Below are 16,336 nucleotides of genomic sequence, written 5' to 3' on the forward strand. Positions count from 1 at the left end.
ATCTGCCTTTCCCGGAGTGTCCGTTGTGTCCCAGGCCACAGCTCATCAGAACCAGGGGTGCGCTGACAAGGGTCGACGGCAAAGTGGTTTAGACCTTTCCGGGTCGACCGGCCGCGTCCGTGGCCAGGGGTCATCCCTACCCACGGACGCCGGTGGTGTGCGGTTCAGGCTCGGCAGTGCCTCGTACGCCTTCAGGGTCCGGACGGCGGTCTCTCACAGCGCCAGGTCCTCGGCCCGTACCCGGTCGAACACCCGCTCCCCGGCTGCCTCGGTGAGGAGATACGCCTGTGCCTCCCCCACGTGGAAATAAAGGCCATGGAGCGTCAGGAGCCCGTCCTTCAGTGCGCGGGCCACCGATTCGTGGGCGCGCAGGTGCTCCAGCTGCTGGACGACGTTGACCAGACAGAGCTGCTCGGCCGTGTCCGCCGGTGCCCGCCCGGCCAGCCGTACCCAGGGCCTGCTCCTGTCCCGCACGCGCTCCAGGCTCGGCAGCCCGTGCCGCAGCCACCGTCTCAGCGGGGTACGGGCGCCGGCCGGCTGGGGGTCGAGCAGCGCCTGCATCGCACCGCAGCCCGAGTGCCCGCACACCGTGATGGACCGCACCGCCAGCACTTCCACGGCGTACTCGAGGGCGGCCGCCACCGAGTCGTCACCGCTCTCCTCACCGGGCGGCGGCACGAGGTTGCCGACATTGCGGACCACGAACAGGTCGCCCGGACCACTGGAGGTGATCATCGAGGTGACCAGCCGGGAGTCGGCGCAGGTGAGGAACAACTGCGTCGGCTGCTGTCCCTCGCGCGCCAGCCGGGCCAGCTCACCGCGCACCAGAGGAGCGGTGCTCCGCTGGAACGTACTGAGCCCGCGCACCAGGTCGGTCCCGGTCCGGGACGCCTCCGGACCGCCGGCACCCGACACGCTGTCGGTGTCGGTGTCGGTGTCGGTGTCGGTATCGGTGCCGGTGCCCGTGCCCGACGCCGTGCTCACACCTGATCCCGTGCCCGTGCCCGACAGGTTCGGCCGCCCGCCGTGCCCGCCGTGCCCGCCCTGCCTGTCACCCGTGTCACGGCTGCCGTGGTCGCTCCGGTCGTCGTCCGGTGCGGAGAGCGGGGGCTCGCACTGGTGGTTGCGCCAGGCGGTCCAGGGCCGGCAGCGGCATCCGGCGTCGGACGGCACGCCGGTCTCGTCGGTCCCGTCCGCCGGGGGAGAAGAGGCGAGCACCGCGGGCTCGGCGATCCGCACGCCCACTCCGGGCCGACGGCCGGTGATCTCCACCACCCCGCCCCGGGCGGTGTGCGTGTTCTTCCAGTCGTGCAGAGCCTCGTACGCGGCGTGGTCCATGAACGAGCCGTCCAATGCCACGACGCCGGTGGCTCCCTGGGGCACGAGATGCAGGGCCCGGCTGAGTCTCGGCACCGCGAGGAACGTCAACTGCCCTCGGACATGTACGTGATGGACTCCTTCCTTCTCCTCGTGCGTGATCCGGGTACGGGTGAGGCGGTGCAGGGCCACGCCCACGGCGACGGCGATCCCCAGGGCTACGCCCTCCAGGACTCCCGCGAAGACCACGCCGACGGCGGTCACGGCGTAGACCAGGGTTTCACGGTGGCGGGTCACCGTGCGGATGTGGTGCAGGGAGACCATCTGGATGCCGACGGCCATCACCAGGGCGGCGAGCGAGGCCAGCGGGATGAGCTCCAGGAAGGGAACCATCAGCAGCGCGGCGACCACTACGAGAACACCGTGCAGCATCGTGGAGTTCCGGCTCACGGCACCCGCGTGCACGTTCGCGGAACTGCGCACGGCCACCCCGGCCACGGGCAGGCCGCCGAGGCAGCCGGAGGCGATGTTCGCGGTGCCCTGACCGAGCAGTTCGCGGTCCAGGTCGGAGCGTGGGACATGGCCCGGACCGGGGCGGCGGGACACCAGTTTGTCCACGGCGACCGCGCCCAGCAGCGACTGCACACTGCACACCAGTGTGGTGGTGAGCACGGCGGCGACGAGCCCGAGCACGGGCCCTTCGGGGAGCCCGGCCAGTGCGTGGCTGCGCCAGGAGGGCAGGTCGACCGCGGCCACGACGAGTCCGGCCGCGGCGGCCGTCGCGGTGGCCCCGGTGACGGCGACGAGAGCGGCGGGGACCTTGCGCAGAAGGCGTCCGGCCTGTCCGGGCAGTTTCGGCCACAGCAGGAGCAGGGCGAGGGTGAGCACGCTCACCGCGACGGCCGCGGGGTCCACGTCCGCCAACTGGGCGGGCAGTGCCCGGAGATTGTCGGGAACGGAGCTCTGCGGGGTGCCGCCGAGGACGATGTGCACCTGGGCGACGGCGATGGTGACGCCGATGCCGGCGAGCATGCCGTGCACGATCGCAGGGCTGACGGCGAGCGCGCCGCGCGCCACCCGCAGGCAGCCCAGGCCGATCTGGGCGAGCCCGGCGAGGACGGTGATGGCACAGGTCGTCCGCCATCCGTACTGCTGGATGAGGTCGGCGGTGACGACGGTGAGTCCGGCGGCCGGGCCGCTGACCTGGAGCGGGGAACCGCCGATCCGTCCGGCGACGATTCCGCCCACGGCGGCGGCGACCAGGCCGGCCTGGAGCGGCGCGCCGGTGGCGAGGGCGATGCCGAGCGACAGGGGCAGGGCGATCAGGAAGACCGCTACGGCGGCCGACAGATCGGCGCCCGCGATGCGCAGGCGGCGGGGTGGCCGGGCCGGCGGCGGACTGTGCGGCGGATGAGCGCGTTCGGGCCGGTTCGGGTCGGCGGTGTGGGTGGGGATACAGGCTGGCATGCTTCCCGTCTCCTCCGGGGCTGCGCGGTCACGGAAAGGGGTGGTGACCCGCTCGACGGCAGGGGTGGACGCGGCCGTGGGGCACGACGTCGGAACGAGGGGGTCCTCACTATCAGTAAACGAATCGTAATTCAGAGTAAAGGGCAGGCATAGATTTTTCCGGCATATGGGGCAATGAGTCACCTTCAAGGGTGAAGTGCGCATTTCATCGGCTTGTCGTACTAATCCCTTCTCGATCGCGTGCGACCTTGGCGGCGCTGTCGGTCTGGGCCGGCACAGCACCAGACATCGCCCCCGCCAGGGTTGGCCCGAGAGAAGGAAGAAGGTGGGCGGACATGGCCGCCACCCGAAGGATCGCCGTGGGCACCGTGATCACCGCGGTCTGCGCCGCCTCGCTCGCCGGCTGCGGAACCGGTGCCGAGGGCTCCGGGAAGGAATCGCACGGCCCGGAGAAGGCGAAGCCGGCACCCGCACCGGAAAAGGTGCTCCGTCTGATCGGCGACGGCTCCACCGCGTACACCGGGAAGCAGCCGCACCTGGCCGAGCCCGAGCGGCTGAAGCCGGGCGAGAAGCCTCCGCAGTTCGTCGTCTTCTCGTGGGACGGCGCGGGTGAGGACGGCCAGAAGCTCTTCTCGCACTTCCGCAGGGTCGCCAAGGAGAACGACGCGACCATGACGTACTTCCTGAGCGGCGTGTACATGCTCCCGGAGGAGAAGCGCGACCTGTACCGCCCGCCGCAGCACTCGCCGGGCCGTTCGGACATCGGCTTCAACGATGCGGAGGGCATCGCCGCCACCGTGGAGCAGCTGCGCCTCGCATGGCTGGAGGGCAACGAGATCGGCACCCACTTCAACGGCCACTTCTGCGGTGCCGACGGCGGGGTCGGCGAGTGGTCGGTGGAGGAGTGGAAGGACGAGATCGCCCAGGCCAAGGAGTTCGTGAAGTCCTGGAAGACACACACCGACATGAGGAACGCGGCCCCCCTGCCCTTCGACTACGACAAGGAGCTCGTCGGCGCCCGCACCCCCTGCCTGGAGGGTCAGGAGAACTTCACGAAGGCCGCGAGCGAGCTGGGCTTCCGTTATGACACCAGTGGTGTCAACAACCAGGTGTGGCCGAAGAAGAAGCGGGGCCTGTGGGACCTGTCGCTGCAGCTCGTCCCGTTCCCCGGGCACTCCTTCGAGCAGCTCACCATGGACTACAACTTCATGGTCAACCAGTCCGGCACCACCACCCAGGGCGACCCCGCGAAGCACGAACTGTGGGGCGACCAGATGCGGGACGGCCTCATCGCGGGCTTCCAGCGGGCCTACGACGGCAACCGGGCACCTCTGATCATCGGCAACCACTTCGAGTCCTGGAACGGCGGCACCTACATGCGCGCCGTCGAGGAGACCGTCGAGGCGGTGTGCACCAAGCCGGAGGTGCGCTGCGTCTCCTTCCGGCAGCTCGCGGACTGGCTGGACGCCCAGGACCCGCAGACCCTGGAGAGGCTGCGCACCCTGAATGTGGGCGAGACCCCGAAGCAGGGCTGGAAGTCCTTCCTGTCCGCCGGCCCCGCCCCGGCTCCCAAGGGCGTACCCGGGGCGCCCGTCGCAAAGGGGTGAGCGGCGGCCTCCGCCGTGGCCGCGGGTGGCGATCCGACGTGAAGAAGGACACTCCTTCGAGGGGCGGGCGCCGGAGGTGCGTAATGTCGTACTCATGAGTACGACAGGGGCGACCGCCGATCCGCTCGCGGCCCTGGGCTCGCTGCCCGGTGTGGCCGAATCCGTGGAATCCGTGCGCAAGGCCGTGGACCGCGTCTACGGACACCGGGTCATGCGGCGGCGCAGCAACGAGATCACCTCCGAGGCGGCGCTGCGCGGCGCCCGCGGTTCGGCCGCGCTGTCCGGCGCGGACTGGGCGCTGGAGGAGGTGCGCCGGCGCAGCGACTTCGGCACCGGCGACGAGGCGCGCACGATGGGCGCCGCGCTGCGGCTGTCCGCCGAGGCGGGCCAGTTGCTGACCATCTGGCGGCAGTCGCCGCTGAGGGTGCTCGCCCGGCTGCACCTGGTGGCGGCAGCCGATCGCGCGGACCAGGTCGGACGGCCCCGGAAGGACGGTGAGCGGGTCGACGAGCCCTTGATCGGCCTTCCGCTGCCCGGCGCGGCGGAGGTGCACGGCCGACTGGAGGGCCTGGCCGAGCTGATCATCACGGGCGGTTCCGCCCCGGCGCTGGTCACGGCCGCCGTCGTGCACGGCGAACTGCTCGCGCTACGCCCCTTCACCTCCCACAACGGCCTTCTCGCGCGTACGGCCGAGCGCATTGTGCTGGTGGGCAGCGGACTGGACCCGAAATCGGTCTGCCCGGCCGAGGTCGGCCACGCCGAACGGGGCCGCGAGGCCTATCTGACGGCGCTGGAGGGCTACGTATCCGGCACCCCCGAGGGAGTGGCCGCCTGGATCGCCCATTGCGGACGGGCGGTCGAGCTGGGTGCGCGCGAGTCCATGGCGGTGTGCGAGGCGCTGCAGCGCGGGGCGGCGTAACGCGCGCGTGGGGGCCTGGGCACGGAGGCCTGCGCGTGGCGCGGCGGCGGTGGGAGACGTGTGCGCCGGCGGTTGCCGCGCAGAGATGCGGCGGTACGAGTTCTCGTACCGCCGCTGGCATGTCCACCTGGTTACCAGGCGTCCTCGATATATGCCCATCAGGTCGGGAACTTTGCCCGTCCCTGGTGCGGCTGGCCCGTAATCGACGGGTCGACGTCGCGTGGGTGCCCTGTGGCCATGCTCGGTCCGTGGGGCCAGATGCGTTGTGAAGGTGATCCTCTCGGATGTCCTTGGTCTCGCGGGCCGTTGAGTCCTTTGTACTCCAGGTTCCAAGCAAGCGGAAGTGGAGGGCCTGCTTCTTTACTTTTGGGTTCAAAGGCGCGCCGATCGGGCGCCGACGTGCCGGGTGGAAATCGGCCTCCGCGGGTGCGTCCCCACCGTCCCCGGTCAGGCCACCGTCGCGCGGCGTCGGCCGGCGTACCAGACCAGGCCCGCGGTGGCCGCGGCGGCTCCTATCGCGGCCGCCGCCACGAGGGCGGGGCGGTGCGGGACGGAGAGTGCGGGGATGCGCTGCTTGAGCCGCACGGGCCGGTGGAAGTCCAGGATCGGCCACTCGCGCGCGACGGCTTCGCGGCGCAGTGCCCGGTCCGGGTTCACGGCGTGCGGGTGACCCACGGAGTCCAGCATCGGCACATCGGTCGCCGAGTCGCTGTAGGCGTAACAGCGGGCGAGGTCGTAGCCCTCCGACTCGGCCAGCTCCCTGATCGCCTCGGCCTTCGTCGGCCCGTACGCGTAGTACTCCACCTCTCCGGTGAAGCACCCGTCGTCGCCCACGACCATGCGGGTGGCGACGACCCGGTCCGCGCCCAGCAGCTCACCGATCGGCTCGACCACCTCGGCGCCCGAGGTGGACACGATCACCACGTCGCGGCCGGCGGTGTGGTGCTGCTCGATGAGGGTGGCGGCCTCGTCGTAGATGATCGGGTCGATCAGGTCGTGCAGGGTCTCGGCGACGATCTCCTTGACCTGCTGGACGTTCCAGCCGCGGCACAGCGCGGACAGGTACTTGCGCATCCGCTCCATCTGGTCGTGGTCGGCACCGCCGGCCAGGAAGACGAACTGGGCATACGCGGTACGCAGGACTGCCCTGCGGTTGATCAGGCCGCCTTGGTAGAACGACTTGCTGAACGTGAGCGTGCTCGACTTCGCGATGACCGTCTTGTCCAGATCGAAGAAGGCGGCTGTACGGGGCAGTGAGTGGTTTTCCACGCCCCTGAGCATAGGCGCAGCCCATTCGGCGTAAGGTGTGGCGCGTGGGTTTGCCTGAGAAGGCTCTCGGGTACACCATGGAAGTCACGGATCGTTCGCGACCGTGCTAACCCGGTCCGGCTCCTCCCCCCCCCGAGTCGGCCGTGGGGACGACCCCCGCTCTCCCCCCCGGCGGGGGTCGTCGCATGTCCGGGTGGGTTTTCCTCCTTCTCGTCACGGCCGAGGCGTCGCTCACCGCCCAGACCTCGGCAGGATTGTCATGCGCATGATCTGTTGCTCTGTGTAGTCGAAAGGGTGCTCTGCGGGATTCCCCGAGGGCTGCTCAGGGCTCACCGGTACGGGTGACGGCGATATTCACAAGCGTCGGACCGTCCACAGTTTTCGACCAAGATCCACACGATTTCCCGGATCGCTGCACCGTGATTCCAGCGCGTCCCGCTCGCGGCGAGTTCACCGCCCGTTCCGTTTGTCGCGTCGTGTACGGCCGGTTTCTGCCGGCCGTTCATATGGAGACCGCTTGCCGGTTCTTCACACGTTTGGGAATCGCGGGGCCGCAGCGGCGCCGCGTGATGCAGCGAAGGGGGAAGGAAATGGCAGGAACCGTCACACACGATCCGCCGCCCGCCGCCGGAGGAAACAGGCAGGGCGGACCGCTGATCGTCACCGAGGACGCCGGACTTCTCGACGACCTGCTGCGCCTGTGCGCGGCGGCCGGTGCCACCCCGGAGGTCCACCACGGGGTACCGGAGCAGCGGGGCAGCTGGGAGGCCGCACCGCTCGTCCTCGTCGGGGACGACGCCGCGCGGCGTGTGCGCGGTGCCGCGCGGCGGCGCGGAGTGGTGCTGGTCGGCCGCGATCAGGACGACTCCGGGGTCTGGCGCCGGGCCGTCGAGATCGGCGCCGACCATGTGCTGATGCTGCCCGACGGCGAACAGTGGCTGGTCGACCGCATCGCCGATGTGGCCGAGGGCGTGGGCCGGCCGGCCCTGACCGTCGGCGTCCTCGGCGGCCGGGGCGGGGCCGGCGCCTCCACGCTCGCGTGCGCGCTCGCCGTCACGTCGGCGCGTGAGGGGCTGCGCACCCTCCTGGTGGACGCGGATCCGCTGGGCGGCGGACTCGACGTGGTCCTCGGTGGCGAAACGGCGGAAGGGCTGCGCTGGCCCGCTTTCGCCGCCTCTCGGGGGCGGGTCGGCGGCGGCGCCCTGGAGGAGTCGCTGCCCGAACTGCACTCCCTGCGGGTGCTCAGCTGGGACCGCGGCGACTGCGTCACCGTGCCGCCACAGGCCGTACGGGCGGTGCTCGCCGCGGCCCGGCGTGGAGGCGGCACGGTCGTGGTCGACCTGCCGCGGCGCGTCGACGGCGGGGTGGCCGAGATCCTCGCGCAACTCGACCTCGGGCTCCTGGTGGTCCCCGCCGAACTGCGCGCCGTCGCGGCGGCCGGACGCGTCGCCTCCGCCGTCGGCATGGTCCTGCGCGACCTGCGGGTGGCGGTGCGCGGTCCGTACGCGCCCGGCCTCGACGACCGCGAGGTGGCCCGGCTGCTCGGACTGCCTCTCGTCGGCGACGTACCCGTCGAGCCCGGCCTGCAGCGCCCGCCCGGCTCGGGACGGCCGCCCGGGGCGTCGAGCCGGAGCCCGTTGGCCCGGTTCTGCAAGGAGTTCTGGGAGCGGGCGCTGGTGGAGGCGAGGGCCGCATGAACACCGGAGGACGTCAGAGGCCGGAGGGGCCTCACAGGATGCCGGTGGACGGCCGGGAGGGCACGGTGCCCGTGGAGACGTGTGGGACGCCACCGACGGGGTTCGGGGGCATGGCCCCGGTCGGTGCCGGGGGCGGCGGTGCGGCCGCTGCGGGCTTCCGTAGCGCCGGGGCGGCGGGGAACGGGGTTGGGGCGCCGGTGGCGGGAGGGGGGTCCGGTACGCCGGTGAGTGCCGCCGGGAGTGGGCCGGGGATGCCCCCCGGACTGCTCGACGGGGTACGGCGGTGGCTCGCGGAGAGCGGATCCGAACCGACGCCCGCACGGGTGGCTCAGGCCCTGCGGGAGCAGGGGCGGGTGCTCGGTGCCGCCGAAGTGCTGGGTGCCGCGGAACACCTGCGGTCCGAACTGATCGGCAGTGGGCCGCTGGATCCGCTCCTCGCCGACCGGTCGGTCACCGACGTGCTCGTGTCGGCACCCGACCGGGTCTGGGTGGACCGGGGCGGCGGACTGGAGCTGACGGGCGTCTCCTTCCCGGACGCGGTGGCCGTGCGCAGGCTCGCCCAGCGGCTCGCCGCCGTGGCCGGCCGGCGTCTGGACGACGCCCGGCCCTGGGTCGACGCGCGACTGCCCGACGGGACGCGGCTCCACGCCGTCCTGCCCCCGGTGGCCGTCGGCTGCACCTGCCTGTCGCTGCGCGTCGTACGGCCCCACGCCTTCACCCTGGACGAACTGACGGCGGCCGGGACAGTGCCGCCGGGCGGCGACCGGATTCTGCGCGCACTGCTCGACGCGCGGCTGTCCTTCCTGGTCAGCGGCGGCACCGGGACCGGCAAGACGACCTTGCTCAGCGCATTGCTGGGGCTGGTCGGTCCGGACGAGCGGATCGTCCTCGCCGAGGACTCGGCCGAACTGCGGCCCGACCATCCGCACGTCGTACGCCTGGAGACCCGGCCCGCGAACCAGGAGGGCGCCGGGCTCGTCACGCTCGAGGACCTGGTGCGCCAGGCGCTGCGGATGCGGCCGGACCTGCTGGTCGTGGGTGAGGTGCGCGGCCCCGAGGTGGTCCATCTGCTGGCAGCCCTCAACACCGGACACGAAGGCGCCGGGACCGTCCATGCCAATGCCGCCGCGGACGTACCCGCCCGGCTGGAGGCGCTCGGCACGGCGGCCGGGCTCGACCGCCTCGGGCTGCACAGCCAGCTGGCGGCCGCCCTGTCCGTGGTGCTGCACCTCGTCCGCGACCGGGCCGGCCGACGGCGGATCGCCGAGGTGCACGTGCTGGAACGGGACCCGTCGGGACTCGTGCGGACGGTACCCGCCCTGTGCTGGGGCCCCGATGCGTTCGTTCCCGAGCGGGGATGGGAGCGGCTGCGGGGCCTGCTCCGGAGCGGCGGCGCCGGCGGCGGACTGTGAGCGGGCGGCTCGTGGGAGGTCGGCCTCCGGGCGAGCGGTCCTTGAACGAGCGGTCCTTGAACGAGCGGTCCTTGAACGAGTGGCCGTTGAACCGGTGGAGGCAGCAGACGGCGAGAGGGGAGCGGGGGTGAACGGGACTGCCGGGATGTCGATGGGGACGGCCATGGCGTGCCTCGGGGCCGCTGCGTGGCTGCTGGGCGGCCGGCGGGCCGGAGCCAGGCGGGCGCGGCTGCTGCTGGCCGACGGGGGACCGCTCGGGAGCGGGCCGCCGGGATGGCCCCGGGCAATCCGCGCGTGGGGACACATCCGGGGAAGGCTGCGGGCCGAATGGTGGGCCCTGGCCGCCGGGGCGGCGCTCGCGCTGCTGGGCGCATCGGTGCTGCCGCTCGTCGCCGGCGCGGGCGGGGTGCCGTTGCTGCGGCGGGTGCGGCTGGCCGCCGGGGAGCGCCGGGCCCGTGAGCGCCGGGGCGACGCGGTGGTCGCGCTGTGCGGGGCGCTCGCCGGGGAGGTGCGGGCAGGACGGCAGCCGGCTGAGGCGCTGTCACCGGCCGCGCGGGACTCCGGCGGGCTCGGTGACGCCCAGGCGGCGGTGCTGGCGGCGGCACGGTTCGGCGGGGACGTCCCGGAGGGGCTCGCGGTGGCGGCGCGGCAGCCGGGCGCCGAGGGACTCCGGGGACTCGCCGCGTGCTGGCGGGTCGCCGTGGACCAGGGGGCGGGGCTCGCGGCCGGACTGGACAGGCTGGAAGCGGCGCTGCGTGCCGAACGGGACCAGCGCGGCGACCTGCGCGCCCAGTTGGCCGGTGCCCGCGCCACCGCGGTGATGCTCGCCGGGCTCCCCGCCCTGGGGCTCGGGCTCGGCGCCGCACTCGGGGCCGACCCCCTGCACATCCTCCTGCACACCCCGTCGGGGCTCGGCTGTCTCGTGGCCGGCGGGGTCCTGGAGGGCCTGGGGCTGTGGTGGGTGCTGCGGATCATGCGGGGTGCCGAGGAGGCGTCGGCATGAGCGGCGAGGCTGTCCACAGGCTGGGGATTGTCGTGGGGGCGGCGCTGGCGTTCGGCTGGCCGGCCTGGTGGCTGTGCCACGCGCGGTGCGAGCGCCGGCTGCGACGACGGCTGGCCGGGACGCTGGCCGTGGAACAGGCGGCCGTCCGGCCACGCCTCACCGTGCCCGGAGGCACGCGCGGTTGGCTGCCCCCGGCGGGCGTGGCCTGCGCGGGCTGGTTGCTGGTGGGCGGTCCCACCGGAGTACTGGTCGGGCTGGCCTGCGCCGCCGGACTGTGGCGATGGCGCCTGCGGCAGACGGCGGCCGGCGCGCACGAACGGGAACGTGCGCAGGCCCGTGCGGCACGGCAACTCCCCCTCGCCGCCGATCTGCTGGCCGCCTGCATCGCGGCCGGCGCCGGGCCCGTACCCGCCGCGCAGGCCGTCGGCGAGGCCCTGGGCGGGCCGGTCGGGGACGCGCTGGCCAGAGGCGCGGCGGAGGTACGGCTCGGTGGGGAACCGGGCGCGGCCTGGCGTCGGCTGGCCGCCGTGCCGGGAGCCGCGGCCCTGGCCCGGCTGCTGGAACGGACCGACGTGTCCGGGCTCCCCATGGCCGCGCCCGTCGCGCGGCTCGCCGCGGAGTCCCGCGCGCAGTGGGCCCGCGAGGCGACGGCACGGGCACGGCGGGCCGCCGTCATGGTCACCGCGCCGGTCGGGCTGTGCTTCCTGCCCGCCTTCATCGCGGTCGGTGTGCTGCCCGTGGTGATCGGACTCGCCGGCGGGGTGCTGGGAGGGGGTGGTCGATGACGGGAGAGAACCGGAACGGCGGCAGGACGAACCGCCGGACAGCCAAGTGGTGTTTCAGCAGGACTTTTCCATACGGGAGTTGAGATGTATCAGGTGATGCAGGTGGTACGGGCGCGGTGGTGTGTCCTGGTGTGCAGGATGCGCGCGGCACGGAAGGACACCGGAATGGTCACTTCCGAGTACGCCATGGGCATCGTGGCGGCGGTGGCGTTCGCCGTCGTGCTCTACAAGGTGGTCACGAGCGGCCCGGTCGACGAGGCACTGACGAGGATCGTGGAGCAGGCGCTCGATGGCGACATGTGAACAGCGCTCGGACCGTGGCTTCGTGACGGCGGAGTCGGCGATGGTGCTGCCCGTGCTGGTGATGTTCGCGATGGCGCTGGTGTGGGGGCTGTTGGTGGTGGCGGCACAGATCCAGTGTGTGGATGCGGCCCGCACCGGCGCCCGCGCGGCGGCCCGGCAGGACTCCCCCGGTGCGGTCGTCGAGGTGGCCCGCCGGGCGGCGCCGGCCGGCGCGGAGGTCACCGTGCGCCGGGAGGCGACACACGTCCGAGTGATCGTCGTGGCCAGGCCCCCGCTGCTGCACGGGCTGCCCTTCGACGTGCGGGAGGAGGCGGTGGCGGCCGTGGAGGAGACGGTGGGGGCGGACACGTGAAGCACGAGATCCGCGACCGGCGGCGACGGCAGAGCGGCCGGGTTCGTGGCCGAGAGCGCGAGCGGGGGCGCGAGTGGGGGCGTGGAGCCGGTCCGTCGGACCGGGGGACCGAGCGCCGCACCGGTGGGGAGTGCGACGGAGGGCGCGCGGCACAGGCCGGGCGGGAGGAGGCCGGGCCCGGGCGAGGCTTCGGCCTGGACGGTGGCCGCCACCGGGAGCCCGACCGGTACCGGGACGGTGGCCGGCATCAGGAGAGCCGCCGGCACCCGGCCCGGCCCCCAGGCCGGTACCGGTACTCCGGACAGGGCTCCGACCGGGGCTCCGCGACCGTCTGGAGCGTCGGGGCGATCGCCGTGCTGTGTGTCGTCTTCGGTGCCGTCCTCGCCCTGGGGCAGGCCGTCGTGGTCCGGCACCGGGCGGCCGGCGGTGCGGACCTCGCCGCGCTGGCGGCGGCGGACCGGTGGACGGACGGTACGGCGGAGGCCTGCGCGCGGGCCGACCGGGTGGCCGCGGCGCAGGGCACGCGTCTGGTGCGGTGCACCCTCGAGGGCGAGGTCTCGGACGTGTCGGTGGCCGCGGGACGAGCACTGTTCGAGGCGGAGGTCAGGGCGCGGGCGGGGCCGGCCGGCCCGGTGGCCCCCGCTGCCGCTCCCCCCTGGCCGGCCGCTGCCGTTCACCCCGGGCCGGCCTCCGCCGCCATGCCGCCGGTCCGGTCCGTTCCGTCCGCCTCCGCCCCGCCCTCCTTCCCCGGTGCCCCCTCCAGCAGCACCGTGAGGAGTCGTACCGCACCCCGCTTGTGCAGGGGCTCGTTGCCGTTGCCGCACTTGGGGGACTGGATGCAGGACGGGCACCCGGCCTCGCACTCGCAGGAGGCGATCGCCTGCCGGGTGGCGGTGAGCCAGTCGCCGGCGGTGTGGAAGGCGCGCTCGGCGAAGCCGGCCCCGCCCGGATGACCGTCGTAGACGAAGACGGTGGGCAGCAGGGTGTCGGGGTGCAGGGGGACGGAGACCCCGCCGATGTCCCAGCGGTCGCAGGTCGCGAAGAGGGGCAGCATGCCGATCGACGCGTGCTCGGCGGCGTGCAGGGCGCCGCCGAGGATCTCCGGGTTGATCCGGGCCCGGTCCAGCTGGTCCTCGGTGACCGTCCACCACACCGCGCGGGTGCGCAGCGTACGGGGCGGCAGGTCGAGTTTCGTCTCGCCCAGCACCTCGCCGGTGATGACACGCCGACGCAGGAAGGAGACCACTTGGTTGGTGACCTCGACGGAGCCGAAGCACAGACGGCCGTCACCCCACGGGACCTCGGTGTCCGTCTCCAGCACGGAGATCGACGTCGTGTCGCGGGCGACCGTCGTGTAGGCCGGGGCGGCCTGTTCGACCAGGGCGACGGAATCCTCCAGGTCGAGGGAGCGCACGAGATACGTGCGGCCCTGGTGCAGGTGGACCGCGCCCTCGTGGACGGCCGTGTGCGCGGCGCCGGCGTCCACCGTGCCGAGCAGCCGTCCCGTCCCGTTCTCGACGACCTGGACGGGACGGCCGCCCTCCCCGCGGATGTCGGTCAGGTCGGCGGCCCGTTCCCTGCGGGTCCAGTGCCAGGCCTTGGTCCGGCGGCGGAGCAATTTCGCGGCCTCCAACTGCGGCAGCAGGTCCTCGGCGGCCGGTCCGAACAGTTCCAGGTCCTCGTCCGTCAGCGGCAGCTCCTCGGCCGCCGCGCACAGGTGCGGGGCGAGCACGTAGGGGTTGTCGGGGTCGAGGACGGTGGATTCCACGGGCCGGTCGAACAGGGCCTCGGGGTGATGGACGAGGAAGGTGTCCAGGGGGTCGTCGCGGGCGACCATGACGGCGAGGGCGCCCTGCCCGGACCGTCCCGCGCGGCCCGCCTGCTGCCACAGGGACGCCCGGGTGCCCGGATAGCCGGCGATCACCACGGCGTCCAGGCCGGAGATGTCCACGCCGAGTTCCAGGGCGTTCGTCGCGGCGAGTCCGAGGAGTTCACCGGAGTGCAGGGCACGTTCGAGGGCGCGGCGCTCCTCGGGGAGATAGCCGCCCCGGTAGGCCGCCACCCGCCGGACCAGCGAGCGGTCGACCTCGGCGAGGCGTTCCTGGGCGATCACCGAGATCAGCTCGGCGCCGCGCCGGGAGCGTACGAAGGTGACCGAGCGGACGCCCTGGACGGTGAGGTCGGTCATCAGGTCGGCGGCCTCGGCGGTGGCGGTACGGCGGACGGGGGCGCCCTTCTCGCCGCGCAGTTCGGTCAGCGGAGGTTCCCAGAGGGCGAACACCAGTTCACCGCGAGGTGAGGCGTCGTCGGCGACCTCGACCACCGGCAGACCGGTGAGGCGGCGGGCGGCGACCGCGGGCTCGGCGGCGGTCGCGGAGGCGAGCAGGAACACGGGCGAGGCGCCGTAGCGGGCGCAGAGGCGGCGCAGCCGGCGCAGCACCTGGGCGACGTGCGAGCCGAAGACGCCCCGGTAGGTGTGGCACTCGTCGACGACGACGTACTTCAGCGACTTCAGGAAGGAGGACCAGCGGGCGTGGGACGGGAGGATGCCCCGGTGCAGCATGTCCGGGTTGGTCAGGACGTAGTTGGCGTACTGGCGGATCCACTCGCGTTCCTCGAACGGAGTGTCGCCGTCGTGGACCGCCGCGCGCACCGAATGGCCCAAAGGTTGTGAAAGTTCCTTCACAGCACGGCACTGGTCGGCCGCCAGGGCCTTCGTGGGGGCCAGGTAGAGGGCGGTCGCGCCGCGGCCGTTCGGGGCCTCGGAGCCGTCCAGAAGAGCCGACAGGACGGGCGTGAGATACGCCAGGGACTTGCCGGAGGCGGTACCGGTGGCGACCACGACGGACTCGCCGTCGAGGGCGTGTTCGGCGGCCCGTGCCTGGTGGGCCCACGGATGGTCGATGCCCGCGGCCTGCACGGCGGCGAGCACCTCTGCCCGGATCCGGTCCGGCCAGACGGCATGGCGACCCGCGCGCGGGGGCAAGTGTTCCGTATGAGTAATGCGCGAAGCCCTGCTCGGCCCGGCCGCGAGCCGGTCGAGGAGCGCCCCCGGCGAGGGCTGGGGTGCGCTGTCCGCCGGGGGCCGATCGGGTCGGAGATTCTTGGCCATCGGCACCGAGTGTGTCACCGGCATGACGGACAATGGGGCCAAGGCGTCGTGCACGCCTGCCGGTAAGTGATTGAATGCCATCGCGGCTGGCGAACCGTCCCGGGGGCTGAGCCGAGATGCCCCAAGGGCGACCGCTCGAAAGCTAGGTGCTGGAGGATCCGTGGACCTGTCCCTGTCGACCGAGACCATGGGCGATCGCACGATCGTCAGGGTCGGTGGCGAAATCGACGTATATACCGCGCCCAAGCTGCGCGAGCAGCTGGTCGAGCTGGTGAATGACGGCAGTTTCCACCTTGTCGTCGACATGGAGGGTGTGGACTTCCTCGATTCAACCGGACTCGGCGTGCTGGTCGGCGGCCTGAAGCGTGTGCGTGCCCATGAGGGCTCGTTGCGCCTGGTCTGCAACCAGGAGCGCATTCTCAAGATCTTCCGTATCACCGGCCTCACCAAGGTGTTCCCGATTCACACCTCGGTCGAGGAAGCGGTGGCGGCCACCGACTGATCACCGGTCCCGGGCGTCCGCGTCCGGGAGCAGCAGTGAAGTACGAGGAGGACCGGGCTCTTCGGCGGCCCGGTTCCTCCCCACAGCACGCCCGAAGTTTGCGAGGGGGATGCATGGCCACCGTGGAGCTCCGCTTCAGCGCGCTGCCCGAGCATGTCAGGACCGCCCGACTGGTGGCGGCAGCGGTGGCGCGCAGGGCCGGAGTGGACGAGGCCGTCCTCGACGAGGTCCGGCTGGCCGTCGGTGAGGCGTGCACGCGTGCCGTCGGCCTGCACCAGAACGGCGGTATCTCGGCCCCTGTGAAGGTGCTGCTGATCGAGGAGGAGAAGCAGTTCTCCATCGAGGTCGGTGACGAGGCGCCCCACGCGGTTCCCGGCGGGCGCGCGCCCGGCGACGGGCCCGGGGGCACCGAGGCCGAGATCGAGGAGGACGAGATGGGCCTCGCGGTCATCAGCGGACTCGTCGACGATGTCGAGGTCAGTGCCGGGGAGCAGGGCGGATCGATCCGCATGAGGTGGTCCACCACGCCGCCGGCCACCTTCCCCGTCTGACCCGTCTGACCCGTCCGATCGGACGGGTCCGACTCACTCG

General features: G+C 72.8%; 13 protein-coding genes and 1 pseudogene. 11 read left to right on the forward strand and 3 right to left on the reverse strand.

The features are described 5' to 3' along the window. Nucleotides 1-213: 213 nt before the first annotated feature. Nucleotides 214-2,784: a bifunctional SulP family inorganic anion transporter/carbonic anhydrase gene (locus tag ACFWVE_RS09865; RefSeq protein ID WP_384010095.1), complete on the reverse strand. Its 2,571-nt coding sequence runs from the start codon at nt 2,782-2,784 to the stop codon at nt 214-216. Between the two features lie 335 nt (nt 2,785-3,119). On the opposite strand from ACFWVE_RS09865, the gene ACFWVE_RS09870 reads away from it, so the two are divergent. Further along, a complete protein-coding gene (locus tag ACFWVE_RS09870) occupies nt 3,120-4,391 on the forward strand; it encodes a hypothetical protein (RefSeq protein ID WP_384010098.1) in 1,272 nt (423 codons plus the stop codon). Between the two features lie 94 nt (nt 4,392-4,485). Further along, nucleotides 4,486-5,310: an oxidoreductase gene (locus tag ACFWVE_RS09875; RefSeq protein WP_384010101.1), complete on the forward strand. Its 825-nt coding sequence runs from the start codon at nt 4,486-4,488 to the stop codon at nt 5,308-5,310. 447 nt (nt 5,311-5,757) lie between these two features. Here the strand turns inward: ACFWVE_RS09875 and ACFWVE_RS09880 are convergent, their stop codons facing one another. Beyond that, entirely contained in the window at nt 5,758-6,591 is an 834-nt protein-coding gene (locus tag ACFWVE_RS09880) for an HAD family hydrolase (protein ID WP_384010104.1), read from the reverse strand. Nucleotides 6,592-7,169: 578 nt separating this feature from the next. Between ACFWVE_RS09880 and ssd the strand changes: the two genes are divergently transcribed. From ssd to ACFWVE_RS09915, 7 genes and pseudogenes are all read left to right on the forward strand, one after another. Then, nucleotides 7,170-8,276, forward strand: a complete 1,107-nt coding sequence (ssd, locus tag ACFWVE_RS09885) for a septum site-determining protein Ssd (RefSeq protein WP_384010107.1) — start codon at nt 7,170-7,172, stop codon at nt 8,274-8,276. A gap of 251 nt (nt 8,277-8,527) precedes the next feature. Beyond that, entirely contained in the window at nt 8,528-9,688 is a 1,161-nt protein-coding gene (locus ACFWVE_RS09890) for a TadA family conjugal transfer-associated ATPase (protein WP_384010110.1), read from the forward strand. 151 nt (nt 9,689-9,839) lie between these two features. Next, nucleotides 9,840-10,691 (forward strand): type II secretion system F family protein, encoded by an 852-nt coding sequence (locus ACFWVE_RS09895; RefSeq protein ID WP_384010201.1) that lies wholly within the window; start codon nt 9,840-9,842, stop codon nt 10,689-10,691. Beyond that, complete coding sequence (locus tag ACFWVE_RS09900; protein ID WP_384010113.1) at nt 10,688-11,476, forward strand: type II secretion system F family protein; 789 nt, start codon at nt 10,688-10,690, stop codon at nt 11,474-11,476. Before ACFWVE_RS09895 ends, ACFWVE_RS09900 begins: the two co-directional genes overlap by 4 nt. Nucleotides 11,477-11,569: 93 nt before the next feature. Beyond that, nucleotides 11,570-11,779: a DUF4244 domain-containing protein gene (locus ACFWVE_RS09905; RefSeq protein WP_384010204.1), complete on the forward strand. Its 210-nt coding sequence runs from the start codon at nt 11,570-11,572 to the stop codon at nt 11,777-11,779. Next, nucleotides 11,766-12,131 (forward strand): TadE family type IV pilus minor pilin, encoded by a 366-nt coding sequence (locus ACFWVE_RS09910; protein WP_384010116.1) that lies wholly within the window; start codon nt 11,766-11,768, stop codon nt 12,129-12,131. The genes ACFWVE_RS09905 and ACFWVE_RS09910 overlap by 14 nt, the downstream gene beginning before the upstream one ends. Nucleotides 12,132-12,484: 353 nt before the next feature. After that, a pseudogene (locus ACFWVE_RS09915) lies at nt 12,485-12,694 on the forward strand (Rv3654c family TadE-like protein); the annotation flags it as partial. Between the two features lie 110 nt (nt 12,695-12,804). On the opposite strand, the gene ACFWVE_RS09920 reads toward ACFWVE_RS09915, so the two are convergent. After that, entirely contained in the window at nt 12,805-15,324 is a 2,520-nt protein-coding gene (locus tag ACFWVE_RS09920) for a DEAD/DEAH box helicase (RefSeq protein WP_384010120.1), read from the reverse strand. Nucleotides 15,325-15,403: 79 nt separating this feature from the next. Here ACFWVE_RS09920 and bldG point away from each other — a divergent pair, with 79 nt between their 5' ends. Both bldG and ACFWVE_RS09930 read left to right on the forward strand, forming a co-directional pair. Continuing rightward, the gene (gene bldG / locus ACFWVE_RS09925; protein ID WP_003991900.1) at nt 15,404-15,745 is read left to right on the forward strand and encodes an anti-sigma factor antagonist BldG; all 342 of its coding nucleotides are present in this window, start codon (nt 15,404-15,406) and stop codon (nt 15,743-15,745) included. Nucleotides 15,746-15,858: 113 nt separating this feature from the next. Further along, a complete protein-coding gene (locus ACFWVE_RS09930) occupies nt 15,859-16,296 on the forward strand; it encodes an ATP-binding protein (protein ID WP_384010123.1) in 438 nt (145 codons plus the stop codon). Nucleotides 16,297-16,336: the final 40 nt, after the last annotated feature.

This window comes from Streptomyces sp. NPDC058632 (genome assembly GCF_042717095.1).
In the GTDB taxonomy this organism is placed as follows: Bacteria; Actinomycetota; Actinomycetes; order Streptomycetales; family Streptomycetaceae; genus Streptomyces.

Excerpts from the sequence above, each read along its gene's own strand:
- ACFWVE_RS09865 (WP_384010095.1), bottom strand. The coding sequence starts at position 2,784 with ATGCCAGCCTGTATCCCCACCCACACCGCCGACCCGAACCGGCCCGAA.
- ACFWVE_RS09870 (WP_384010098.1), top strand. The coding sequence starts at position 3,120 with ATGGCCGCCACCCGAAGGATCGCCGTGGGCACCGTGATCACCGCGGTC.
- ACFWVE_RS09875 (WP_384010101.1), top strand. The coding sequence starts at position 4,486 with ATGAGTACGACAGGGGCGACCGCCGATCCGCTCGCGGCCCTGGGCTCG.
- ACFWVE_RS09880 (WP_384010104.1), bottom strand. The coding sequence starts at position 6,591 with ATGCTCAGGGGCGTGGAAAACCACTCACTGCCCCGTACAGCCGCCTTC.
- ssd (WP_384010107.1), top strand. The coding sequence starts at position 7,170 with ATGGCAGGAACCGTCACACACGATCCGCCGCCCGCCGCCGGAGGAAAC.
- ACFWVE_RS09890 (WP_384010110.1), top strand. The coding sequence starts at position 8,528 with ATGCCCCCCGGACTGCTCGACGGGGTACGGCGGTGGCTCGCGGAGAGC.
- ACFWVE_RS09895 (WP_384010201.1), top strand. The coding sequence starts at position 9,840 with ATGGGGACGGCCATGGCGTGCCTCGGGGCCGCTGCGTGGCTGCTGGGC.
- ACFWVE_RS09900 (WP_384010113.1), top strand. The coding sequence starts at position 10,688 with ATGAGCGGCGAGGCTGTCCACAGGCTGGGGATTGTCGTGGGGGCGGCG.
- ACFWVE_RS09910 (WP_384010116.1), top strand. The coding sequence starts at position 11,766 with ATGGCGACATGTGAACAGCGCTCGGACCGTGGCTTCGTGACGGCGGAG.
- ACFWVE_RS09920 (WP_384010120.1), bottom strand. The coding sequence starts at position 15,324 with ATGGCATTCAATCACTTACCGGCAGGCGTGCACGACGCCTTGGCCCCA.
- ACFWVE_RS09930 (WP_384010123.1), top strand. The coding sequence starts at position 15,859 with ATGGCCACCGTGGAGCTCCGCTTCAGCGCGCTGCCCGAGCATGTCAGG.